The sequence below is a fragment of the Halofilum ochraceum genome, assembly GCF_001614315.2.
Taxonomy (GTDB): domain Bacteria; phylum Pseudomonadota; class Gammaproteobacteria; order XJ16; family Halofilaceae; genus Halofilum; species Halofilum ochraceum.
Map to the genome: position 1 here is coordinate 679,736 of NZ_LVEG02000001.1, position 24,683 is coordinate 704,418.

The following is a 24,683-nucleotide window of genomic DNA, read 5'->3' on the forward strand; positions in this document are numbered from 1 at the left end:
AGTACTGTAGCAGCCTGTTGGACAGGGGCATGAAATGAAAAAGGCCGGCCGGCGGAATGCTGCGCCCGCCGGCCGGCAGAGGGCCTGTTTCTGATGATGGGGCCCAGGGGGTGAACGGTGTATCAGGACGTGTCCATCGCGCCGCGCGGCTGGATGCCGAATGTCGCGAGGCTGACGACGACGTAGGTGGCCGTCGAGCTGACACAGCCGGCAAGCGGCCCCAGCATCCAGCCTATGTCCGTCGTTAGCAGGAGACCGCCGCTGGTGATCGTTCCCACGACCATGGCTGCGAGCGCGCCGACCGCATTGCCCCTCCAAAACACCGAAACGAATACGGGGGCGACGGTGGCCGCCAACAGCGTGCCGGTGCCGAGGATACCCAGCCATGAGAGCAGAAACGGTGGTGCGTACAGCATCATGATGAGGCCGACGATCCCGAGCACGGCCACGGCCGCACGGTTGAGGGTCAAAGCCTGCCCGGGTGCGAGCTCAGGCGATGGCATCAGTGCCCGCCGCAGATCGTGCGATACAGCCGACGAAACCGCATGGAGGATCGAGTTCGCTGTCGACTTCATCGCGAACAGGATGCACAGCGTGATCAACGCGGCCCCGGCGGGGTGCATGAACTGATCGAGATACACGGGCATGGCGTTGTCGGAATCTTCGAGGCCGCCGATCTTCGCGCGCACATACATCCCGACCAGCGGTACGAGGCTCAGGACGACGCCCATGGGGGCGGCCCACAGCGCTACGGTGCGCATGTTCACCGATGGCCGGAAGGCCATGAAGCGCATTCCCATGTAGGGGAGCACCGAGGCCCAGAGCGTGGCATAAACGAGAATCGTGAACACCGACGCTCGTGTGTCGCCATACGGTCCCGAGTCACTCGGGTTGACCAGCTCGGGGTCGACCGCCTGCAGACGATCGACGAGCCCCGTCATGCCCGTATCGCCCATGATCTGGGCGAGAATCACGAGACCGGCGACCATCATTCCGCAGAGCATCAGAGTGTCCGTCCAGGCAACGGCCGCCAGCCCGCCCAGCAGGGTGTACAGGATAATGATCGAGATCATCAGCGCCGCACTGCCACCGAGCGGGATGTCGAGCCATTCCGCGCCCATCACGCCGACCGCCTTGATCTGGCTGGTGAGGAACACAAGAAGCAACGCCACCATGATGATCGCTGATACGGCCTGCAGTGCGTGTGGCCAGTGCCCGCCACCGCCGTGGCGTCGGGCGATGTACTCTGGAATCGTGTAGCTACCGATTTCCTCCGCGCGGCGACGCAGGGCCTGTGCGAAGAACAGGATGGCGAGTACGAAGGCCGGCGCGAACAGGAAATTGCCGAGCACCTCGATTGCGCCATACTGATAGGCCACGCCGGGTGAGCCGACGAAGCCCCAGCCACTGTAGCCGGTCGCCATGATGCTGGCGGCACCGACGAACGGCCCGAGTGAACGCCCCGCGATCAGGAAGCCCGATTCGTCCCGGGTGTTGGCGATCCGCATTGAGCGGATGCCGAGGTAGATCAGCACGCCGATCGACAGCCCCATCAGCGTCCAGTTGAGCAGTAGCCAGTCGTTCATGTTGGTCGTCTCCTCCGCCGTTTGTGGCGGTCATCCGCGTTGATCTTTCCGCCATTGCCGGGATTGGCCGACAACGTATGCACCGATGGCAAAGAGCAGCGTCAGACCGCTGAGCAGCCAGAAAAGATCGAGTGGCCAGGAGCCGGTAGACATGTTTAACCTCCGCTTTGTCGGGGCACAGGGTGCGCCGGCGGCGGGGTCAGCCCGCCGCCGCGAGTTCACTGTCGGGGCCGTACGGGAAGCCGGTGATGTTGTCGGCGCCGTCTTCGGTCAGGACCAGGATGTCGTGCTCGCGGTAACCACCGGCACCAGGCATGCCGTCCGGGATCGTGATCATCGGTTCCATCGAGACCACCATTCCCGGCTCGAGTACCGTCTGCACGTCCTCGCGCAGTTCCAGTCCGGCCTCACGGCCGTAGTAGTGCGAGAGCACACCGAACGAGTGCCCGTAACCGAAGCTGCGGTATTGGAGAAGGCCGTGGCGGTCGTAGATGGCGTTGAGTTCGTGGGCAATGTCGCAGCAGCGCACGCCCGGGCGGATCAGTTCGCAGCCTTTCTCGAAAACCTCGGTGTTTACGCGCCAGAGTTGCTCGGCGGCCTCGTCGCAGGTACCGGCGAAGGCGGTTCGTTCGAGTGCCGTGTAGTAGCCGGCGGGCATCGGGAAGCAGTTGATACTTAGAATGTCCCCCTCGCGGATTTCACGGGCGGTCACCGGATTATGCGCACCGTCGGTATTGATGCCGGACTGGAACCAGGTCCAGGTATCCATGAGTTCGCCGTGCGGGAAGGTACGTGCGATCTCTCGGACCATCGCCTGGGTGGAGTGCAGCGCCACCTCGTGTTCGGCGACGCCGATGCCGATTGCATCCAGACAGGCCCGACCGCCAACGTTGGCGATCCGCGCGCTCTCGCGTATCTGCGCAATCTCCTCATCCGACTTGATCATGCGCATACGCATGGCCGGACGTGCGATATCGACGAATCGACAAGTGGGCAACGCACCCTCGATCTGCTTGCGGAGCTCGATGCTGACTTCGTCATACTCGATGCCGACGCACATTCCATCCTCGATCAGTTGCTGGACTGCTACCAGGAAGTTGCCGCGATGCCAGTCCGTATACACGAGGTTGTCGCCGAACGTTCGGCGCCACGGCTGACCGCCGTCGATTCCGGCGGAGATCGAAGTAGCACGTTCATTGGTGACCACAAACCCATAACGCCGGCCGAAGCGGCAGTGCAGGAAATCGGCGTAGTAGTTGATGTTGTGGTAGGAGGTGAACAGCACGGCATCGATGCCGGCTGATTCCATATATGCACGGAGCGCCGACTGCCGGCGTTGCATTTCCGCGTCGGAGAAAGTCCCCGGGACCTTCTCGCCGTTCTCGAAAGTGAATGTCTGCGCTCGTTCCAGCATGATGCCGTCTCCGTAAGCCCTGGTTTCACGAATGTGGAGAGCATGGAGGCGGGGCCGGCAGGCGTCGTGCACGAAGCCGCAGTGGAATTGACCATGGCCGACATGATCATGGAGCCCCGGCGATGCCGGGCGTCAGTGGCTTTTACTGGCGGGAGCGCGTGGGAGTGTAGAGTAGAGGCTGGAAGAGTCGCGGGCCGCCGGACGCGTTTCCAGATTCGCTTGGTTCACGCGCGGTGGTCGGCTCAGCGGGTGGCAGCAGGCGTTCCGCCTGCGCCGACGGAGTTTCGCCCGGCTTCCTTCGCTGCATACAGGCCCTCGTCGGCCCGCTCGATGAGTTGTTGTGGCGTATCGCCTTCTGCGTATTCCGCTATGCCCATGCTGAGCGTGATCGCGATGTGATCGACGAACGTGGCATTCGCGGCCCGATCCTGAAGGGCTTGTGCCAATTGCTCGGCCCCGTCTAGCGACGTATGCGGGAGCACAAGCAGAAATTCATCACCGCCCCAGCGTGCGAAATGGTCATGTTCGCGCAGGCGTGTCGTGATCACCCGAGTCAATTGCTTGAGCACTTCGTCGGCTGCGGCATGTCCGTGTTCGTCATTGATGGTCTTGAAGTGATCGATGTCGAACAGGATCAGGCTGAATGGTGTCCCATACCGTCCGGCGCGCTTGATCTCACCCTGGAGGGCCTGCTCGGCCGGGGCCCGGCGCAGCACGCCAGTCAGGTCGTCGAAGTCCGCGCGTTGCTGAAGTCGTGAGCGCATCCGCTCTTCCGCGGTCACGTCGCGCTGGATCGAGATGAAGTGCGTGATCCTGTCGTCGGCGTCGCGGATGGGGGCCGTACGCCACTCGAGCTGAAAGGCGCTGCCGTCACGCCGGTAGTTGATCGCGCGTGCGTCGAAAGATTCGCCAAGTTCCAGGGCGCGGCGCAGGCGAGTGAGCACTTCGGGATCCGTTTCCGGCCCCTGCATGATCCGGGGACTCTGGCCGATGATCTCTTCGGCGCTCCATCCGGTCATTTCGGTGAAGGCCTTGTTCACGTAGAGGATATGAGGGCCCGGGGCCGTGAGCTCTGCGTCGGTGATCAGCACGGCGTCATAAGCCGACTCGACGGCCGAGCGGAAAATGAAACTCCACTCTGCGTCGAGCGACGGGGTGGTCGGCTGGGCGTCGTCCGAATTGCCGGACTGATTTCTGGTCATTGCGTGTTTGGTGTTGCGCTGAGGAGGAGAGGCACCTTTGCGGCATTATGGCATGGTCGTGCGCGGACCGTGTGGCTGGCTGGTCGGTTTCACCTGGAGTTTTGTTCGAGGCGCTCAATCGGCTGAACAGGAAACCGCCGCTTTTTTCGGGAAGGGGTATTGGATCGCGAGGGAGGGATAGATGCGGGCCATCCATGGCCCGCATCCCTTCGGGGCGCCTCCCTTCGGTCGGCGTCGCCGATCGGCCGAACCGCGAGGGTTCGTCCACGCGCCCTGCACCGCATAAACAAAAAGCCCCGCCGGGGGCGGGGCTTTTTGTTTATATGGCGGAGAGGGAGGGATTCGAACCCTCGGTACGCTTGTGACGTACACACACTTTCCAGGCGTGCGCCTTCGACCGCTCGGCCACCTCTCCGTATAACTGGTTGTTGCCATCCCGGGCTTTCGGACCAGGCGCTGGCCGGCCGGTCGACGACCGGCCAGCGCCCGGCGTGCGCGTTGCGCGGCCCATCCATGGGCCGCGTCCTTCGGACTCGCTTCGCTCGCGCCAGTCCGCTCCCGGCGGACTGGTCGACCGCTCAGCCACCTCTCCGTAATTCTGACTCTTGCCGCACGAGGCGATTTTCAACCGGCGCAGCGTAACCGGTTTGTGTCGCGCCATGCCCTCGGCGCGCGCATCCCGTCCACTCTCATGCAGGGCGCGGACTCTAGCCGAAAGGCGGGAAACTGTAAACCGGAGGCGGGGTGTTCAGCGGACGATGACGGGCGCGCTGTCGGGGCGTTGGCCTTGCTGGATGATCTGGCGGAGGCGGCGGGTGAGGTCGTTGGGATCGAGGTGCCAGGCGGGCTCGACGGCAAGACGGTAATCGGCCAGGACGCCTGCCTGGATGGTGAGGGCGATGGCTTCGGTGCCGGGGCCGGTGAGGTGGGCGGGGGCGTCGTTGGCGACCGGCTCGATCCGCTCGACGGCGGCGCATTCGTGGAAGGTGGCGGTCTCGCGACCGGGGGCGCCGGGGGGCGTGTCGACCGCGCGGAGGTACAGGTGGCCGGCGCGCGTGTCGGTGGCGAGGGCGAGTATCGTCGCCGCGGGCAGATCTGGCCGGTCGGCTCGGCCGATCACCTCGCGGCGGAGGTGGTCGTAGAGGTCCAGGGCGTCATGGCTGACGATGATCAGGTCGGGCTCGAGGCCTTCGGCCCGGAAGGCGGCGCGCGTCTCCTCGATCAGCATGGCGGGCGTGCGTCCACCGCGGCGGACACGCAGGGCCTGCAGCCCGCCAGCGAATGCCTCCCGGGCTTCCGCGGACAGCCAGCGCGATATGAGGTAGACCACCAGCAGCGCCAGCGTGACAAGGACGATGATGTACATCATGGCGGTGCGGAGTGTACCGGGTGGTGCAGGGTTTGGGCAGGTGAAGGTACGGCCCGTCGGGCGACGGCGCAGTTCGGGCTTCAGCCCGACACGCAGTGCGATGGATCGGAGCCCCGGAAACCCCGATACCCTCGGAGTGTCGGACTGAAGTCCGACCTACGCCGTTTTCACGGGTTCAGAGGGTTCCAACGGTCTCCCGCCCTCCACCGGGGCGCGGTTTCATCATCTTGCTGGTTTCCTCGGCGCACTTCGCGCGCTCCGCGCCTCTGCGTGAACCTTTTTGCAGAACGATTGGAACGGCGATCGCGTCAAGCCTGTGCCGCAGTGGCCTCGGTCTCCGCGCGGGCGGTGCGCCGGCGCTCACTCCAGCCCAGCACACTCACCGTGAGGGCTGGCAGGAAGGTCAGGGTGACGACCGCCGTGCCGGCGAGGCCGAACAGGACGATGGCGCCGACACCGCGGTAGAGCTCGGTGCCGGCGCCGGGCATGAAGACCAGCGGTGCGAGGCCGAAGATGGTCGTCAGCGCGGACATGGCGATCGGGCGCAGGCGCGAGGAGACGGCCTCCTGAACCGCCTCGATCGCGTGCATGCCGGCCTCGCGGATGTTCGAGGCGGAGCGGTGGACGATCAGGATCGGGTTGTTGACGACGGTACCCATCAGGATCAGGAAGCCGAGCATCGAGATCATATCGAAGGGCTGCTGGATCGCCGTGAGACCGATCAGGGGCAGTTGTGCGCCGACCAGGTTGAGCAGCCACAGGCCGGCGATGCCGCCCGCGACACCGAGCGGGATGGCCGTCATGATCAGCAGCGGATAACCCCAGTGGGTGAAGATGGCGACCATGACGAGATACACCAGCACCAGGGCGACGGCGTAGTTGCCCATCAGCACGTCCTGGGTCGCCTCGAGCTGGTCGCTGGCGCCGGAGATGTCGATGCTGACATCGGCCGGGATCGCACCCGTTTCACGCAGATAACCGAGCACCTCTTCGCGTACGCGCTCGACGCCGACTTCCAGCGGGACATCGTCCGGCGGGATCACGTTCAGGGTGACGGTTCTGCGTCCATCCACGCGGCGGATCGTGCTCGTGTCCACGGTCTCGTGGATCTCGGCGATGCTCGACAGGGGGACGATCCCGCCATCGGGCGTATGGATCGGAAGATCGGTCAGCACATCCGGCGACACGTTGGGGCCACCCTGGCCGTAGATGTAGATATCGATCTTGTCGTTGGCGAGGTAGAACTCGTCGGCGAAGGCGCCATCGGTCAGTGCAGCGACGCTGTAACCGATGTCGGCGGTGTTCATGCCGAGCTCCGTGGCGCGATCCTGGTCCGGGCGGACCTCGATCAGCGGCTGTGACAACTGCAGACTGGACGGGTTCGCCTGGATGCTCGGATCGTCGAATACTTCATCGGCCCGATCGTAGGCGATGTTGGCGGCGTCGTAGACGCCGACCAGGTCCGAGCCGGAGATGTCGAGATTGACGCTGCGCGTACCGCCGTCGTTACTGGTGATGATCGAGCCACGGGTCGCGAATGCGCGCATGCCCGGATGCCTTTCGTACTCGGTCACGACCGCATCCATGAGTGCATTGACCGTCCCCGGGGATTTGTCCTTCGGCTCGGCGATAATGGTCATGCCGCCCGTATTGATCCACATGATCATGTAATCGATCGCGGGCACCTCCGTATCCCCACGCTGGTAGGCCTCGGGTTCATCTTCCAGGTAGGGCAAAAGGTTGTCCTGAACCTCATGGCCCACTTCGGTCAGTCGTTCGAGGTTGTAACCGGGTGGCGCACTCATGCGCGCGAAGAACTTCGGCTCTTCACCGGGCGGGAGATATTCGGCCGGGGGCGTCAGGAAGGTGAAAATCCCGACACTGGTGACGATCGTGACCGCAATCGTCGTGAGCCTGCGCAGGCGTCCGCCGATCAGCCAGCCGATCGCCGCGACCATCCGCCTGTTGTTATCGGTTCGGGCGCGGGATTTTTCGCTGTTCGCGGGGCTCGACGGGCGGCGACGCGGCGCAAGTTCGAGATGGGCCGCCGCCGGCGGCACCAGCGTGATGGCGACCAGCATGGATACGAGGATGGAGGCCGTCACCGCCACGGCGATGTCGGAGTAGAGCTGACCCGCTTCCAGGGTGATGAACACGATCGGTGTAAAGACGAGCACCGTGGTCAACGTGGAGGCGAGCACCGCCGGCCATACCTTCTGCACGCCGAGCACGGCGGCGCGCAGCCGCTCGGCGCCCTTGCGCCGTTCGTGCTCGATGCTCTCCAGTACCACGATGGTGTTGTCCAGCGTCATGCCGATCGCGAAGGCGACACCGGCCAGCGAGATGACGTTGATGGTCCGTCCGGTCACGAGCAGGCCGATGAACGCGGCGATGGTGCACAGGGGCAGGCCCATGATGCCGATGAGCGTTGCCCGCGATGAACGCAGGAACAGGAACATCACCATGGTGGCGAGCACGGCGCCGATGGCGAGATTGCGCCACACGGTCGCGATCGACTGTTCGACGTAGATCGTGTCGGTCGCGTTGAGCTTCAGTTCCATGCCCGCGCGATTGAGGAAATCTTCGTTGATCGCCTGCACTTCCGTGAGCATGCGGTTCTTGATGTCGATGACGTTCGAGCCGAGTTCGCGATTGACGGACAGGTTGAGAATCGGCTTGCCGTTGACGAACTGCTCACTGCGTACCTCCGAGTGGTCGAGCTCCACCGTGGCCACGTCCCGCAGCCGCAGGATACTGCCCCCGTTGCGTGCGACGATCAGCTCCTCGAGGGACTGGATGTCGTCGAGGCGGCCCACGGTCCGCAGCAGATAGCGCCGTTTGCCGGACTCGATCTCACCGGCTGAGACGTCCCGGTTGCGCTCGGCGATGGCCGCGCGCAGATCGGCGACTGTCAGGCCGTGGCTGGCCAGGGCGCCGGGGTCGGCCAGCACGCGGATCTGGCGATCGGCGCCGCCGCCGAGCTCGACGCTCGATACGCCCTGTACGTTTTCCATGCGCGTGCGCACGTTGTCGTCGACGAAGTCGCGCATCATGTCCATATCGAGGTCGCGCGGATTGCCGTCGAGCGGTGCAACACGGAAGTACATGAACGAGTTCGCGGAGAACGATTCGGCGAGCACGCGTGGCTGGTCCACGTTGGCCGGGTAATCGGGGACCTGCTGCAGCGCGTTCGTGACGCGGATCAGCGTCTCCGTGATATCGGCATCGAACGGGAACTCCAGCTCGATCTCCGCCGTCCCCGTCGAGGCGGTTGCGGTCATCTCCTGCAGGCTGGGAATCGAGCGCAGGTACTCCTCCTGCTCGATCAGGATCTCTTTCTCGATGTCCTGAGGGGTCGCTCCGGGCCAGGAGGTCTCGACGCTGATCGTGCGCACCTGCAGATCCGGGATCATCTGGATGGGGATCGTCAGCGCGGCGACCAGACCGATGACGCCGACAATGCCGGCGATGACCGTCATGAGTGTGCCGCGGCGGATGAGGGATTCGAACATCTTTTCGGTTTACTCCGCCGCGGCTGTAGGAGCGAGCTTGCTCGCGATGGCAGTGGTATCGCGTGTCGGCGATGCAGACGCTGTCTGGAGTTGGCTGGCTCCGTCTGAGCGGTCGTGCGGCTTTGATTCGGGCGCGGGTACGTTCGCGAGCAAGCTCGCTCCTACAGCGTGAGGTTTCGGAATCCTGCCTGGGTGGGCCGTATCTCTGGTCATTCGGTATCCGTCACGCGGACCCGCTGACCGTCCTGCAGGGCCTCGTTGCCTTCGGTCACGATGACCGTACCGGGTTCAAGGCCATTGCGCAGAGCGATGCGACCGTCGAAGCGCAGCCCGGTCTCCACGCGCTGTTCGTTTACGGTGCGCGTGTCGCCGTCGCCCTCCACGATCCAGACCACCGTGCGGCCGTCGGGGTAGCGGATCAGTGCGTCCTGGGGAATGACCACGCCGGTTCTGCCCGTGTCCATGCGCAGAATCGCGCGGGCCGACATGCCGGGTGTCAGTCGCCCCTCGCGGTTGTCGATATCCATACGGGCGTGAAACGTGCGGCTGGTGCTGTCGCTGACGGGGATCACGGTGCTGATCCGCGCATCGATCGTTTCCCCGGGGCGCGCGTCCACGTGGATGGTCGCTCCGGTATCCGTGGTAACGGAACCGAAAAACCGCTGCGGGACCTCCAGGTCCAGTCGCAGGCGCTCGGTCGCGACCAGTTCGTAGACGGGCTGGTCCGTGTACGCGCGCTCGCCGATGTCGATCATGCGGCGGTTGATGACGCCGTCGAATGGCGCAACGAGGCGGTGACGGTCCAGCATTTCGGCCCGGAACGCGCGCTCGGCCTCGCGACGGGCCAGCACGGCCTCGAGTTGCCGCACCTCGGAGCGCCGTGTTTCGAGTTCACTTTGCCCGATCGAGTTCCGGGCGGCGAGGTCTTCGGCCTCGCGCAGCCGGCGCCGGGCATCCTGGAGGTCCGCCTCGGCCTCGTCGCGTGCGGCATTCGCCTGACGCAGTTCGATGCGGCTGAGTTCCGCGTCGAGTTGCAGTAGTGCGTCTCCGGTCTCGACGCGATCGCCGGCCTCGGCGATCACCTCGGTCGCCCGGCCGCTGACCTCCGGTGTCAGCTCGGCGCGGCGCGGACTCATCAGGCTGCCGGTGAGGGTCACCTCGCGAACGATCGGATCGCTTGCGGCGCGGGTTACCGCGACCGGCGCCACCTGCTGCGCGCTGGCGGCTTCAGTCGCCAGCAGCGCGAACAGGGCAATGATCGGCAGCGGGCGGCGGCGCGAACCGCGCCTCTCCGGCGTGGGCATACTCGATCCTCTTCGGGTAATTGCGGGTGTCAGGGTACCGGTTGTGCGTGTATCCCGGTTCAACCGTTTCGGCCATCGCGGGTCCGTGGTTGCACTGACCACTCGGTCAGTGCAGTGTAGGTCCCGTTGGCCCTTTCTCCAAACGGTCCGGTGGCCGGTCGCGTTGTGTCTTGGACCGTTGCGATCCCGGGGTGTTCCATGGCTTCGAATCCGGTGCACGGCGATGACCAGGTGCCGTTTCTCTCGCGTGCCGTCAACGTCAGCCGCAGCGAATTGCCGGGGCTGTTGAGCGCCGCGGCCTACTTCTTCTTCCTGCTGTGCAGCTATTACATCCTGCGACCGGTCCGCGACGAGATGGGCGTGCGCGGTGGCGTCGACAACATGCAGTGGCTGTTCACCGCGACCTTCTTCGCGATGCTGCTGGCCGTGCCGGTGTTCGCCGCGCTGGCCACTCGCTTCCGCCGGACCCGGCTGGTCCCCGCCGTCTACGGCATTTTTATTGCCTGCATCGCGCTGTTCTGGCTGTGGCTGCGTTCGGATGTACAGATGGTCTGGGCGGCACGGACCTTCTTCGTGTGGCTGTCCGTATTCAATCTGTTCGTCGTATCCGTGTTCTGGAGCTTCCTCGCCGACGTATTCACGGACCGCCAGGCGACGCGCCTGTTCGGCGCGATCGCCGCCGGTGGCAGCGCGGGCGCGATTGGCGGGCCGGCGATCAGTGGTGTGCTTGCCCAGCAGCTCGAGCCGGCCGCCCTGTTGCCCATAGCCGCCGTGATCCTGGCCTGCACGCTCCCCTGCATGTGGGTACTCGAGCGCTGGTCCGGGCGCCGTGGTGGGGACGGAGGCTCGGATCTGCCGCTCGGCGGGACGCTGTTCGAGGGCGTGCGAGCGGTACTGCAATCGCGGTACCTGATCGGGATCTGTCTGTTCATATGGATGTATACCACGCTCGCGACATTCCTCTATTTCATCCAGGCCGATATCGTCAGCGGCGCCTTCGAGGACAGCGGTGACCGGACCTCGATGTTCGCGACCATCGACCTGCTGACGAACACCCTGACGGTCGGAATCCAGCTTTTCCTGACGGCGCGGATCGTCCAGCACTTCGGGCTTGGGCGTTCGCTCGCGTTCGTGCCGCTGCTGGTCGCGGTCGGGTTCATGGTCCTGGTCGCCGCGCCGGTGCTGTTGAGTATCGCCGCGGTCCAGGTCATTCGCCGGGCCGGCAACTACGCGGTGGCGAAACCCGGCCGCGAGATGCTGTTTACCGTCATACCGCGGTTCGAGAAGTACAAGTCGAAGAACTTTATCGATACCGTCGTCTACCGCGGCGGCGATGCGATCGCCGGCTGGCTCTACACGGGCCTGTCGACGCTGGGCCTCGGCATCAGCGGCATCTCGGTGGTGGCTGTTCCGCTGGCGGTGCTTTGGGCCGGCATCGGTTATCGGCTGGGACGGTCGCGTGAGGCCCAGGCGACCGCGGCCGAGGGCGATGCGCCGGCGGCGGCACCTGCGGATGGCTGACGGGCGCCGGTCCCGGGACGATGTTGCAGGCCCATGGTTTCACGGAACCGGCGGAGAGCGATCTCTATATACTCATCGGGTAGCGTGACGGCCAGCGGCCGTCCAGTGCCCTGCAGTTTCAGTGCCCGCACCGACTGCGGGCCGGGAGGATGCCATGACGGATGATCACCAGTGGGGCGGATCGCCGCGCGGGCTGTCGCGCCGCGCGTTTCTCCAGTTGTCCGCGGGGGCCGGGATGCTGGCCGCGCTTGGTCCGACGGCACTGCGTGCCGCCCCGGATACGTTGAACCTCCGCGCAATCCCGGCATCGGGGCAGCGGATTCCGGTCATCGGCCTCGGCACGGCGCGGACCTTCGACGTCGACCCGGACAATGCCGGTGCGATGCGTCCCCTGGAAGGGGTTCTGAAGAATTTCTACGACGGGGGTGGCCGGCTCGTCGACAGTTCGCCGATGTACGGCCATGCCGAGTCGGTGGTCGGCCGGCTCGCGCAGCGGCTCGGGATCGCCGATGACCTGTTCATGGCGACCAAGGTATGGACACGCGGCAAGGAGGCCGGCATCGAGGACATGGAGACCTCGCGCGAGCGTATGGGCGGTGGCCGCCTGGACCTGATCCAGGTGCACAACCTGGTGGACCTGCAGACCCAGCTCGATACCCTCAAGGCGTGGCGCGACGAGGGGCGGGTCCGCTACATCGGCGTCACTCACTACACGGTCTCGAGTCACGAGGAATTGACGCGGATTGTCGAACGCGAGCCGATCGACTTCGTTCAGTTCAATTACAACATCGCCACCCGCAATGCGGAGGAGCGCCTGCTGCCGGCGGCGGCCGATAACGGCGTCGCTACCCTGATCAACGAGCCGTTCGAGAAAGGCACGCTGTTTGGCCGGGTCAGGGGACAGGCGCTGCCCGAATGGGCGGGCGAGCTCGCGATCGCCAGCTGGGCGCAGTTCTTCCTCAAGTTCATCGTCAGCCATCCGGCGGTGACCTGCGCCATCCCGGCCACCAGCGACCCCGAGCACTCGGCGGACAATATCCAGGCGGCCCGTGGACCATTGCCGGATCCCGATCAGCGCGAGCGCATGGCAAAGCTGATCGAATCGATGTAACCGCGGGAAGTCGATCGGCGCGGCGGCGCCGTGCGCCGGTCGGATTACGGCGGGCAGAATTGCCACCGGGCCTCTGGTAGGGTCGCGCTGGTGCTGGCAGGGGGAGGCCGCGATGGTGCAGGAACCGGATAAGGACCGAAGGAGCTTCGGTCCCGTTGATGCCATATTGCCGAAGGATATGGCGAAGTATGCCGAGCGCGCTGGCGCCGAGAAAGCAAGCCAGGATGGCTTCAGCCTGCTCGCGCTGGCCGGGCTCGCCGGCGCGTACATCGCTTTCGGTGCGACGTTCGCCGCGGCCGCCACGGCCGGCTTCGGCGGTGCGCTCCCGATCGGCGTCGCCAAGCTCGCCGGCGGATTCGCGTTCTCGCTGGCCTACGTACTGGCGATCGTCGGCGGCGCCGAACTGTTCACGACCAATGTGCTCATGGTCATGGCCTGGGCGCATCGGCGCCTGTCCACCGGCAGGCTGCTGCGCGCCTGGGGGATCGTCTTCGTCGGCAATTTCCTTGGGGCCGTCATCACCGGTGGCCTGTTGATCCTTTCGGGCCAGCACGCCCAGGCCGGCGGAGCGGTCGGTGCCGCGCTGCTGCGCGCGGCGGCCCGGATCAACGAACTCGGCGTGGCGGAAGCCTTTCTGCTCGGCGTGCTGGGCAATACCCTGCTGTGCCTCGGCGTCTGGCTGACCTACAGCGCGCGCACCACGACCGATCGCATCCTCGCGCTCACCCCACCGGTCGCGGCCTTCTATGCGCTCGGACTCGAACACGCCATCGCGGTGATGTTCTATCTGCCCTGTGCGGCGATCATCGGTGGGCTTGCCGACGCCGGTTTCTGGACCGGCATCGCGGTCGCGCCCCTGGAGGTTACCGTGCTCGGTACGCTGCGCGTGCTGCTCCCGGTGACGGCCGGCAACATTTTCGGCGGCGGCATTCTGGTCGCGCTGATGTACTGGTTCATCTACCTGCGCCCGGAACGCCAGGGTTAAAGGACACCGTGGGTAGCGGGCCATGAGCGCAGAAGAAGAGAACAATCGAGCGACCGAGCCGGCACCGGAACGCAGGCGCGAGATGAACCGTTCCCCGGGCCAGCTGATCGGGCTGGTTCTGGGACCGCTGCTCGCGGGCGGACTGCTCCTCATGGAACCGCCCGTCGGGTGCAGCCCCGCGGCCTGGGCGACCGCGGGCGTCACCGTACTGATGGCGACATGGTGGGTTACCGAGGCGTTGCCGTTGCCGGTCACGGCGTTGCTGCCCGTGCCGCTGCTGCCGGCCCTGGGCATCGTGGACATCGATGCGGCCGCGGCACCCTATGCCAACCCGTTGGTGTTCCTGTTCCTCGGGGGTTTCCTGCTCGCGGCCGGTGTCCAGCAGTGGGATCTGCACCGGCGCGTCGCACTCGCCGTGGTCTCGCTCGCGGGGCCACAACCGGATCGACTGGTGGCCGGGGTGCTCGGTGCGACCGCCGTGCTCAGCATGTGGGTCAGCAACACCGCCACGGCGGCCATGATGCTGCCGATCGCACTCGCATTGGCGGGCCTGGCCGCGGATGAATCCGACCAGGACCACGCACGGCGGTTTACCGTGGCCATCCTGCTGGCGATCGCGTTCGGCGCCAATATCGGCGGGATCGCGACCCTGGTCGGGACGCCACCCAACGCGCTGCTCGCGGGTTTTCTTGCGGATACGCACGGCATCGAGATCGGGTTCGGCGAGTGGATGCTGGTCGGCGTCCCGGTCGCGGGGATCCTGCTCGCGCTGGCCTGGTGGCTGCTGGCCCGGCGGGTATTCCATGTGGGTGCCACACCGTTGCCGGGGGTGGGCGACTATGTCACGGCGGAACGCGCGGCCCTCGGGCGCCTGTCAGCGGCCCAGCGTCGGGTCGCGTGCGTGGTGGGCCTGGCGGCCCTGGGATGGCTGATGCGACCGCTGCTGAGCGCCTGGATGCCGGGGCTTGCCCTGACGGACGCCGGTATCGGGGTCGCCTGCGCGCTGCTGCTGTTCGTGGTCCCCGCCGGCGCCCTGCGCGGGCCGGCGCTGCTCGACTGGCGCGGTACGCGCGGCCTGTCCTGGGGCGTGCTGATCCTGGTCGGGGGTGGCCTGAGCCTGGGGGCCGCGATCCAGGCGAGCGGGCTTGCCGAATTCATCGCCGGGCAGCTGCAGGTGACGCATGCCTGGCCGATCCCGGCCGTGGTCTTGATGATCGCCCTCGTAACGATCGGGCTCAGCCACGTCACCAGCAATACGGCGACCACGGCCACGTTGCTGCCGATCGCCGTCAGCCTGGCGGCGGCGGCCGGGCAGCCCGTGGTCACGCTGGCCGCGGCGGTCGCGCTGAGCGCGTCCTGCGCCTTCATGCTGCCGGTCGCGACGCCGCCCAATGCCATCGTCTTCGCCAGCGAGCGTCTGCGCGTGGTCGACATGATCCAGGGCGGCGCGTGGCTCGTGGTGGGCTCGCTGGCTGTGGTCACGCTGGCGGCGTGGCTGCTGGTCCCGTTGCTGCTCGCGTGAGCTGGCGGCGCTCACTGACCTCTCGTGTGGTGTGATCAGGGTGGGCGCCGGGCGTCCGGGTGTGGACGAGCGACGGTCCGGGCGCACTATTTGGTCGTCACTGTGGCACCATGGGGGGCTGAACCCGGAAGAGTCTCCATGGCATTGATCAATCTCCAGGGCGTCGACGTATCGATCGGCGGCCCGCGCCCCCTGCTGGAAAACGTCGAATTCGGTATCGAGGCCAACGAGCGCATCTGCATCGTCGGCCGTAACGGGACCGGTAAATCCACGCTCCTGCGTCTGCTCGCCGGCGAGATCGAGCCGGACGATGGCAGCATGCGCAGTCAACGCGGTCTGCGGATCGCGAAGCTCACGCAGGAGGTCCCGCCCGGGACCGCCGGTACGGTCTTCGATGTCGTCGCCCAGGGCCTCGGGCGGCTGGGCGATCTGCTGGCGGAGTTCCACCGCATCAGTCAGTCGGCCTCGACCATGGAAGAGATCGAGGCGATGGGGCGGGTGCAGGCGAAGATCGACGCCGAGGGCGGCTGGGATCTCGAGCGCCGCGTGAGCGAAGTGGTCACCCGCCTGGGTCTCGATCCGGACGCCGGTTTCGCCGAGCTCTCGGGCGGGATGAAACGCCGAGTGCTGCTGGCCCAGGCACTGGCGGCGGCGCCCGACGTGCTGCTGCTCGACGAGCCCACCAACCATCTCGACATGGAAAACATCACCTGGCTGGAGACCTTCCTCAAGCAGGAGTTTACCGGCAGTCTGGTCTTCGTGACCCACGATCGCCGTTTCCTGCGTTCGCTGGCGACGCGCATCCTGGAGATCGACCGCGCCGGCGTGACGAGCTGGCCGGGCGACTACGACGAGTATCTGCGCCGGCGCGAGGAGCGCCTCGACGCCGAGGCGCAGGAACAGGCCCGCTTCGACAAGAAGCTCGCCCAGGAGGAAGCTTGGATCCGCCAGGGCGTAAAGGCCCGGCGCAAGCGCAACATGGGCCGCGTGCGCGAGCTCCAGGAGATGCGCCGGCAGCGCGCCGAGCGTCGTGAGCAGGAGGGCTCCGTGAAGATGGAGGCGGCCTCCGCGGGTCGCTCGGGCAAGCGCCTGATCGTCGCGGAGGACGTGAATTTCTCCTTCGATGGCGAGCCGATCGTGCGCGATTTCTCGACCACGATCCTGCGCGGCGACCGGATCGGCATCGTCGGTCCGAACGGCTCCGGCAAGACCACGCTGATCCGGCTGCTGCTCGGCAAGCTGCAGGCGGATAGCGGTTCCATCGAGACCGGCACGAGCATGCGCGTCGCCTATTTCGATCAGCAGCGCGCCCAGCTGGACGAGAGCGCCACGGCACTCGACAACGTCGCCGGCGGCCGCGAGTTCATCGAGATCAATGGCCGCGAACGCCACGCGATGAGTTATCTGCAGGACTTCCTGTTCAGCCCCGATCGGGCACGTGCGCCGATCACCAGGCTCTCCGGCGGTGAGCGCAACCGCCTGCTGCTGGCTCGCCTGTTCAGTCAGCCGTCGAATGTGCTGGTCATGGACGAGCCGACCAACGATCTCGACATCGAGACGCTGGAACTGCTCGAGGAACTGGTCGGCGATTACAAGGGCACGCTGCTGCTGGTCTCGCACGACCGCGAGTTCCTCGACAACGTCGTCACCAGCCTGCTGGTGATGGAAGGTGGCGGGCAGGTCACGGAGTCGGTCGGCGGTTACAGCGACTGGCTGGCATACCGTGCGGCGCGCGAGACCCGGGCCACGCCGGCGAAGAAGCCGGCCGAGGAGCGGCGCGCGAAGCCGAAACCGGCGAAGTCGGCGACCGGCCTGAGCAGCAGCGAGCGCAACGAGCTTGAGCGACTGCCCGAGCGGATCGAAAAGCTGGAGTCGCGCATAGAACAACTGAACAATCGCCTCGCGGACCCGCAGATCTGGCAGGACGAGGAGGCGAATCCGCAGTCCCTCAACGAGGACCTGGCGGCCGCCGAGGCCGAACTGGAGCAGGCGTTCGAACGCTGGTCGGAACTCGACGCCCGCGCCGCGGGCTGACGGCTCGCGGCGGTCGGCAAAGAGGAGTCGATGGAAGTCGCGTCACCGGCCCCCGCCGATGCGCGGCACCGGGCCGTAGGCCGGCTTGCGACCGAAGGGAGCCAGCCGGCGGACGAGGTTGCAGCCTTGCCTTGTGCAACGGCACGCCGGCTGTTGCCTTGCGGCAAAAGCCGGCCTACGGCTACGGGGATGCAGGCGAAGACTCGCGACGCCGGAAAACGAGCAGGTGGTTGTTCGCCGGCAGGGCGATCGTTTCATCATGGTCGAGGCCATGGCCGGAGGCGGTCGCCGCGACCTCGTCGACATCCCGGATGCCCCACGACGGTTCCCGCGCACGCAGGTCCGCATCGAAACGCGCATTGCTCTCCGCGATGTGCTCGCCCGAAAACCGGAATGGACCGTAGACGACCAGGATGCCGCCGGCGGGCAGGCATCGACGCGCCCCGGCGAGCAATCCCTCCGTCGCCGACCAGGGCGAGACATGCAGCAGATTCACGCAGACGATCGCCTCCGCGTGTGCCAGCGGCCACGCCGATGCCTCGACATCGAGTTCCACCGGAGGCAGCAGATTGGGCAGGGCGGCCCGCTCGGCCCGGATGCGAACGGCCTGCAGGGCGCGGGGATCGGTATCCGAGGGTTGCCATTCCACACCGCCGAGCGCCTGCGCGAACTGGACCGCGTGCTGCCCCGTGCCGCTGGCGATCTCCAGCACCCGGCCGCGGGACGGCAGCAGTCGCCGCAGCTGCTCGATAATGGGCGCCGCATTGCGTTCCGCCGCGGGGCTGTGCGGCAGATCGGGACTGCCGCCGGTATCATGCGAGGAATGCCGTATCACGGAGTGGCCAATGCAGTGCTGCGTGCATGAAGCGTCCGGGGTGCGGTGCTTCCCGGAACAGAGCGCTTATTCTCACTCGCGTGCATTCCAGCGACAACTCATGCATGGCCGCCAGGCGGTACACTCCATTTCAGCGACCCTGGTCAACTCCACTTATCGGTTCCGGAGGGCTCGAGGTTCATGCCTGCCAGCATCCTGATCATCCAGGGTCACCCGGACCCGGATCAGAAGCACTTCTGTCATGCCCTGGCCGACGCGTATGCGGAGGCAGCCGAACAGGCCGGTCATTCGGTGCGGCGCGTGGAAATCGCGCGACTGGAGTTTCCACTGATACGGCAGGCCGAAGACTGGAAGCACGGCGAAGCGCCACCGGCGATCGCCGATGTCCAGGCGGAACTGCTCCGCGCTGGACACATCGTCATCATCTATCCGCTGTGGCTCGGGACCATGCCCGCGCTCCTCAAAGGTTTTCTCGAGCAGGTGTTCCGGCAGTCCTTCGCGTTCGGCGCGGACCCGATGCGGCCGGAGCGCAAGCTGCGCGGGCGCTCGGCGCGCGTCGTGGTGACCATGGGCATGCCCGGTTGGATTTACAGGGCGTACTTCATGGCTCATGGGCTCAAGAATCTCGAACGCAATATTCTGCGTTTCTGCGGCATCCGTCCCGTGCGTTCCAGCCTGGTGGGCATGGTGGAGGGAGACTCCGCTCGCCGCGGGCGCTGGCTTGAACGCATGCGTCGCCTGGGCGCCGCCGCCCGTTAAGGGAGCTCTGATTAAAGCCGGGCAGCGCGTTGGGAGACGGTGTAGGTCGGGCTTACAGCCCGACACTCGTAAGCCACTGATCCGTCGGGCTATAAGCCCGACCTACAGGATTCCCGATAATCAGGGGTTCCTCAAGGGAGTGTTGGTCAACGGGGCGGAAGGGGATCAGCGATCCGGGATGCGCACCTGATTGCTCCAGCCGTGGATATCGCCAGCGCGTTCCAGCAGCCAGGGCGTGGTGCCGCGGCGATCGTAGAAACGCGGGTTCGGTATGCGCGCGGCGAGGACGGCGGCCTGCCAGCGGCTGATGGAACCGACGGGCGTATCGTAATAGTGACGCGCCGCCGCCGCGGCACCGAAAACGCCATCGCCCCATTCGATGATGTTGAGGTACAGCTCGAGGATGCGGCGCTTGTCGAGCACCGCCTCCAGCATCACGGCGATAACCGCCTCCTGCGCTTTGCGCAGATACGTCTGGCGCGGCGAAAGGAACAGATTCTTGGCCAGCTGCTGCGTGATCGTGGAACCGCCCCGCACGACTTCGCCGGCCTCGCGGTTCTCTTCCATGGCTTTGTGCAGGGCGGTCCAGTCGATGCCGCCATGCTCCATGAAGCGCGCATCCTCGGCGGCGATGACGGCGCGTTTGAGCCAGTGCGAGATCCCGTCGTACTCGACCCAGCGGTGATCGAGCGCTTTGCCATCGGCGCGCCGGATTTCCATGAAAGCGGTCGTCTGGGGATCGTGATCGGCATAGTGCACGATCCAGCCGAGGTACCAGGTCTGGATCCCGATCAGAACGACCGCCGCCACGCCAAGCGCCGCGCCGGCGAGCCGGATCAACAGCCGTCGGTTCCTGCGTCGCATCCGTTCAGCGTTCACTCATCGGTCAATTCACCCTGCAGATTGCGCGCGAACTGCTCGCGCGCGGACTCTGGTGTGGCGCCTCCGGCGAACAGGACGTGCAGCTTCGCGAGCGCGGCCTCGCGCGTCATGTCCCCACCGCTGACGACGCCGGCCGTGGCCAGCGGTGTACTGGAGGCGTAGCGACCCATGCGGATGCGGCCATCGCGCGCCTGCGATACCGCGCCGACCACGACACCGCGCGCATGCGCGGCGGCCACCGCATCGACGAATGCCCGGTCGCCACCGGGCCCGATGCCGGCGGGATACGCTTCCAGTACGATACCCTGCACGCCGCTGCCGACCACGGCATTGAAGGTACGGGCGTCGAGCCCGGGGTAGGCGGGGAGCATCGCGATACGGACATCTGCCGCATCGGTCGCGCGAATACCAGCGGTATCCGCGGGGCGTTCGCCGCCGGCACTCGCGCGATACTCGATTCGCTCGCCGATCTGCGCCAGCGGGTCGCAGACGGGGCTCACGAACGGCTGCGTGTAACTACCGTGGCGTTTGGTGGCCCGATTCGCGCGCAGCAGTCGATCGCCGAAGACGATCCCGGTCTCCGAGGTCACCGCGGCCGCGATGACGCGGAGTGAATTCAGCAGATTCGCAGGGGCATCGCTGCCGGGCTCGCCCAGTGGGCGGCTGGCACCGGTCACGATCACGGGCTGGTTACCGGCGGGCTGGAGAAACGAGAGCGCGGACCCCGTGTAGGCGAGTGTGTCGGTGCCGTGGATCACCACGAAGCCGCGGCAGCGGTCGGCATGCGCCCGGATGGTATTCGCCAGCGCGTACCATAACGGCGGGGTGACGTCGGAACTGTTCAGCGGCGGTCCCGCGTCGTGCTCGATCCATTCGATCGGCGGCATCCCGGACGCATGCAGCTCGGGTACATCGCGTTCGACCCGCTGCGGCAGATCTTCGGAAGGTTCGTAACCGCGGTCCGATTGCTGCATGCCGAAGGTACCGCCGGTGTAGATCAGGCCCACGGGGCGGTCGTCGCGTTGATTCATGACGGTCTCTCTCCGGTTGCGGATTGCCGGGGCGCGCGGCGGGGTCGTTACGTTACACGCAACGGTCGTCGATTGTCCCGGCATCCGGTGAGCGATGACCCCCGAAAAGGAGGCGACAGTCTGTGCGCGGGAGTCGTTCGATGGCGAATGCAGGTGGAGCGGGTTGGTGGCACGGGTGGCCCGTCCCCGGGCTCGTGCTGGTTGCGATGCTGCTCGCCGGCTGCACCGCGACCGATCCGCTCTACCGCCCGGCCGAGCGCCTTTACACGGCCGAGCCGGAGCCGGATTACGCGGCCTACCTGAGCGGTGCGCGCCGGCATCTCCAGGAATACACGGTTGCCGTCGACGGTTTCGACCGCGAGCGGCAGATCGAGTGGCGCATGCCCTTCGAACGGGCGCCCGCGGCCCATTGCGACCCCTCCGAAACGACCGGACTGCTGCTGATCCATGGGCTGGCCGATACGCCGTTCATTTTTCGGGATCTGGCCGATCGTCTCGCCGCACGCTGCGTGCGCGTGCGCGCGATCCTGCTGCCGGGGCATGGCACCCGGCCGGGCGATCTGGTGACCGCGGAATCGGCGCACTGGCTCGAAGCCGCCCGCGTGCATGCGCGCGGGCTGTCCGAGCAGGTCGATCGCCTCTACGTCGGCGGCCATTCGCTGGGTGGCGCGATCGCGACCGTGCTGGCGCTCGAGGATCCGTCCGTGCAGGGGCTGGTCGCCTTTGCGCCCGCGTGGGAACTGGCCGGGCTGCGCGACGTGCTGTGGCTGGGGACCCTGGCCGAACCGTTCATCGATTTCATCGAGCGCGAACCCGAACCGAATCCCGTGAAATACGAGAGTCTCGCCGTGAATACGGGCGACGAGATGGGGGAGATGCTGGGGCGCGTGCAGTCGGAACTGGAGGCGCGCCCGTCCATCGACGATCTGCCGCTGCTGCTGGTGGCGACCGAGGCCGACTCGGTCATCGATCTCGATTACCTCCAGCGGAATTTCCGCGAGCGGTTCACGCATCCTGACAGCCATATGCTGGTTTATCGGGATACCCGCGAACCGCTGCCGTCGTGGTGGCAGTCTCGACGCATGAGCGAGCGTATGGCCTGGTTGCCGGAACACCGGATCGTGGAGATGTCGCACCAGTCGCTGCCCGTCGGGGCGGGCAATCCGCTCTATGGGATGGACGGCCTGATCCGTCACTGTCTGGAACCAAACGGGGTCTCGCGCGAGGAATGCCTTGCGCGTGATCCGCAGAGCATCCGGTACGCCGCTTACCGGGGCGAGGCGGAACGCACGGGCCGGTATCTGACATCGCGGCTCACCTGGAACCCGCATTTCGACGACCTGGTGGAGCGGGTCGCGCGTCTGCTCGACGCTAGGTGAATCGTCGCGCGCCCGGCGCTCAGCCGACGGCGTGGAACAGATCGGGCACGACGGTGTGCGGGCGTACCACGGCCGGGGTATCGGTGTCGTCATGGGCCGCACGGAAGCCGGTGGCGATGTCATAGACCACGGCGTAAAACATGGCCTGCTCGCTGTCGGGGCCATCCATCGCCGCCTCGAGATCACGCCAGCGGATACTGATCTCCTGGGCACCGCCGAGCCGCTGCTCGCGGGCCTCGTCCAGGCGATCGCGGCACCATTGTTCCCATTCGACGTCATCGCCGTCGCCGCGGCGCGCGTGCACGACCAGGGTCACGCCCTCGGAATCGACCTCGCCTACGGTGACACCGGAGCGCGCGAGTATCCGCGATGCCTCCACCGCGCGGGCGTAATGGCGGTGCTGCCCCGGGTTCGAGATCAGGGCGCCCGCGGGCAGGGAACTTCGCGCCATGTGGATCGGATGCGGGCAGGGTTGCCACTCCTCGCCGTCCCAGTGGCAGTAATGGCCATCGCGATTGGTGTTCTGCGCTTCCAGGCGATTGGCGCCAACGGGCGGATCCAGCGCGGCGAGCGGCTCGTCCGCGATCAGCCGGCGTCGGCGTCGACCACGGGCGTCCAGTTCGAAAACGTCGTAGCGGAGTTCCATATGCCCACCGGTCAGAATCAGTGTGTCCCTTTACCGGTGTACGAGCCTAGCACAGCGATCCAGTGCCGATGTGGCGGTGCGATGAATATTCGATGAGACCCCGGTCACACTCCCGTCAGAAAGCTTGGCCCCAGGGGCAGGGCCCGCCGGGGCATTGATGATTTACCGGCCTGGTTCCTCCGGCTGACCCGGGGAGCCCGTATCGTCTTCGTCTGCGGCGGTGCCGTGGCCGCCCGGGGCGGTGTCCGCCGCTTCCGCGCCAGCGGCTGTCGTGGCTGATTCGTCAGCCGTTTCCGCAGCGACTTCCGCGAGTGCCGGCGACAGGGCCGCCGTACGGGCGGGATTCGTCGACCAGGGCGATTGGGCCTCCACCGGGCCGGTCCGGGTAATGCGCATGCGATGCAGGGCGAAGGCCACGATGCCCGTCTGGGCGCCCGCGAGCAGCACGAGGAATCCGGTCGGACCGAACGCGTCCATGAGGATGCCGGCCGTGGAGGGGCCGAGCGTGGCGCCGATGCCGAATACCAGAATCAGGGTGCTGCTCGCGGCCACCATCTGCTCGGCGCGCAGATGGTCGTTGGTATACGCGATGAACAGCGAATACAGCAGCATGGGACCGACGCCGATGGCGGCGGCCAGATAGACGAGCAGCCGCGGCCAGGTGCCGGTGACCAGGATCGCGACGAGCGAGGCAATGGCGCCAAACGCGGCGAGTCCGGTGATCACCTTGCGCCTGTCCATGCGGTCGGAGAGCTTGCCGATCGGCCACTGGGCGAGGGCGGGCGCCGCGATCAGGATGAACATGAACACGGAAATCTGGCCGACCGACAGGCCGGCGGTGCGGCCGTAGACCGCGCCCATGCCGAACACCGCGCCCTGGAGGATCCCGGTGCTGAACGAGCCGAAGACCCCCAGCGGGGATATCCGGTAGAGGGCCGGCGCGCCGAGGCGTTCCGGGGCTTCCTGGACCGGCTGCGGCGTGATCGAGAACAGGATCGGGATCGCCGCGAACGAGATCAGCACCGAGACCAGGATGAACAGTTCATGCGCGACCGGGTCGCCGGTATTCAGCAGCAACTGGCCGCCGCCCATGCCGAAGTAGCTCACGATCATGTACACGGACAGCAGCCCGCCCCGGTGCTCGTTGGTGACGCGATCGTTCAGCCAGCTCTCGGTCACGATATACGCGCTGGCGAGGCAGTAGCCGGTCAGGACCCGCATCAGGGCCCAGACGGTGGGCGTGACGAACAGGCTCTGCAGAAGGATCGCGATCGAGGCGAGTGCCGCGACGGCCGCGAACACCCGCAGATGGCCGACCCGTCGGATCGTCCGCGGGGCGATCTGCGAGCCGATCAGGAAGCCGACGAAGTAACCCGACATGACGACGCCGGTCACCGTCGAGCCGAAGGATTCCTCGGCCGCGCGCACGCCGAGCAGGCTGCCCTGCAGGCCGTTGCCGAGCAGCAGGAGGCCCATCCCCACGAGCAGCGCCCATACGCTGCCGGCGGCGCTGAACACGGCGTGATCCTGGATCCGCGGAAGCGGGGGCGTCGGCGGCCGCGGGATTACGATACGGCGCATCGCTGATGTC

Annotated in this window: 18 protein-coding genes and 1 tRNA gene; 7 read left to right on the forward strand and 12 right to left on the reverse strand. The window is 66.4% G+C overall.

The window, feature by feature from the left end; translation table 11 throughout:
- Positions 1 to 122: 122 nt before the first annotated feature.
- The 7 genes from A0W70_RS03050 to A0W70_RS03080 all read right to left on the reverse strand — a co-directional run bounded on the left by A0W70_RS03050 (position 123) and on the right by A0W70_RS03080 (position 10,387).
- Entirely contained in the window at positions 123 to 1,586 is a 1,464-nt protein-coding gene (locus A0W70_RS03050) for a sodium:solute symporter family protein (RefSeq protein ID WP_070988160.1), read from the reverse strand.
- Between the two features lie 199 nt (positions 1,587 to 1,785).
- A complete protein-coding gene (locus A0W70_RS03055) occupies positions 1,786 to 3,000 on the reverse strand; it encodes an aminopeptidase P family protein (protein WP_070988161.1) in 1,215 nt (404 codons plus the stop codon).
- 242 nt (positions 3,001 to 3,242) lie between these two features.
- Positions 3,243 to 4,202, reverse strand: coding sequence for a sensor domain-containing diguanylate cyclase (locus tag A0W70_RS03060; protein WP_070988162.1), 960 nt, complete (start codon positions 4,200 to 4,202; stop codon positions 3,243 to 3,245).
- A 324-nt stretch (positions 4,203 to 4,526) separates the two neighbouring features.
- A tRNA-Ser gene (locus A0W70_RS03065) sits at positions 4,527 to 4,617 on the reverse strand.
- Positions 4,618 to 4,950: 333 nt separating this feature from the next.
- Positions 4,951 to 5,571, reverse strand: coding sequence for a hypothetical protein (locus A0W70_RS03070; protein WP_070988163.1), 621 nt, complete (start codon positions 5,569 to 5,571; stop codon positions 4,951 to 4,953).
- Between the two features lie 308 nt (positions 5,572 to 5,879).
- Complete coding sequence (locus tag A0W70_RS03075) at positions 5,880 to 9,083, reverse strand: efflux RND transporter permease subunit (protein WP_070988164.1); 3,204 nt, start codon at positions 9,081 to 9,083, stop codon at positions 5,880 to 5,882.
- A gap of 209 nt (positions 9,084 to 9,292) precedes the next feature.
- Positions 9,293 to 10,387 (reverse strand): efflux RND transporter periplasmic adaptor subunit, encoded by a 1,095-nt coding sequence (locus A0W70_RS03080; RefSeq protein ID WP_083330720.1) that lies wholly within the window; start codon positions 10,385 to 10,387, stop codon positions 9,293 to 9,295.
- Positions 10,388 to 10,585: 198 nt separating this feature from the next.
- Between A0W70_RS03080 and A0W70_RS03085 the strand changes: the two genes are divergently transcribed.
- The 5 genes from A0W70_RS03085 to A0W70_RS03105 all read left to right on the forward strand — a co-directional run bounded on the left by A0W70_RS03085 (position 10,586) and on the right by A0W70_RS03105 (position 17,560).
- Positions 10,586 to 11,908 (forward strand): NTP/NDP exchange transporter, encoded by a 1,323-nt coding sequence (locus A0W70_RS03085; RefSeq protein WP_070988165.1) that lies wholly within the window; start codon positions 10,586 to 10,588, stop codon positions 11,906 to 11,908.
- A gap of 154 nt (positions 11,909 to 12,062) precedes the next feature.
- Positions 12,063 to 13,019 (forward strand): aldo/keto reductase, encoded by a 957-nt coding sequence (locus tag A0W70_RS03090; RefSeq protein WP_070988166.1) that lies wholly within the window; start codon positions 12,063 to 12,065, stop codon positions 13,017 to 13,019.
- 178 nt (positions 13,020 to 13,197) lie between these two features.
- Complete coding sequence (locus A0W70_RS03095; RefSeq protein WP_083330721.1) at positions 13,198 to 14,004, forward strand: formate/nitrite transporter family protein; 807 nt, start codon at positions 13,198 to 13,200, stop codon at positions 14,002 to 14,004.
- Between the two features lie 22 nt (positions 14,005 to 14,026).
- Complete coding sequence (locus A0W70_RS03100) at positions 14,027 to 15,526, forward strand: SLC13 family permease (RefSeq protein ID WP_070988168.1); 1,500 nt, start codon at positions 14,027 to 14,029, stop codon at positions 15,524 to 15,526.
- Between the two features lie 138 nt (positions 15,527 to 15,664).
- Entirely contained in the window at positions 15,665 to 17,560 is a 1,896-nt protein-coding gene (locus A0W70_RS03105) for an ATP-binding cassette domain-containing protein (RefSeq protein WP_070988169.1), read from the forward strand.
- Positions 17,561 to 17,741: 181 nt separating this feature from the next.
- Here the strand turns inward: A0W70_RS03105 and A0W70_RS03110 are convergent, their stop codons facing one another.
- Complete coding sequence (locus A0W70_RS03110; RefSeq protein ID WP_245675793.1) at positions 17,742 to 18,395, reverse strand: DUF938 domain-containing protein; 654 nt, start codon at positions 18,393 to 18,395, stop codon at positions 17,742 to 17,744.
- A gap of 180 nt (positions 18,396 to 18,575) precedes the next feature.
- Between A0W70_RS03110 and A0W70_RS03115 the strand changes: the two genes are divergently transcribed.
- The gene (locus tag A0W70_RS03115) at positions 18,576 to 19,154 is read left to right on the forward strand and encodes an NAD(P)H-dependent oxidoreductase (protein ID WP_070988170.1); all 579 of its coding nucleotides are present in this window, start codon (positions 18,576 to 18,578) and stop codon (positions 19,152 to 19,154) included.
- 165 nt (positions 19,155 to 19,319) lie between these two features.
- Here A0W70_RS03115 and mtgA read toward each other — a convergent pair whose 3' ends face one another.
- Positions 19,320 to 20,018 carry a monofunctional biosynthetic peptidoglycan transglycosylase gene (mtgA, locus tag A0W70_RS03120; RefSeq protein ID WP_070988171.1) on the reverse strand — a complete coding sequence of 233 codons (699 nt, stop codon included), beginning with the start codon at positions 20,016 to 20,018 and terminating at the stop codon, positions 19,320 to 19,322.
- A gap of 11 nt (positions 20,019 to 20,029) precedes the next feature.
- Positions 20,030 to 21,067, reverse strand: coding sequence for an asparaginase (locus A0W70_RS03125; RefSeq protein WP_070988172.1), 1,038 nt, complete (start codon positions 21,065 to 21,067; stop codon positions 20,030 to 20,032).
- Between the two features lie 140 nt (positions 21,068 to 21,207).
- Between A0W70_RS03125 and A0W70_RS03130 the strand changes: the two genes are divergently transcribed.
- Positions 21,208 to 22,446 (forward strand): alpha/beta hydrolase, encoded by a 1,239-nt coding sequence (locus A0W70_RS03130; protein WP_070988173.1) that lies wholly within the window; start codon positions 21,208 to 21,210, stop codon positions 22,444 to 22,446.
- 19 nt (positions 22,447 to 22,465) lie between these two features.
- Here the strand turns inward: A0W70_RS03130 and A0W70_RS03135 are convergent, their stop codons facing one another.
- Entirely contained in the window at positions 22,466 to 23,092 is a 627-nt protein-coding gene (locus A0W70_RS03135) for a hypothetical protein (protein ID WP_070988174.1), read from the reverse strand.
- A 162-nt stretch (positions 23,093 to 23,254) separates the two neighbouring features.
- Positions 23,255 to 24,673, reverse strand: coding sequence for an MFS transporter (locus A0W70_RS03140; protein WP_070988175.1), 1,419 nt, complete (start codon positions 24,671 to 24,673; stop codon positions 23,255 to 23,257).
- Positions 24,674 to 24,683 lie beyond the last annotated feature (10 nt).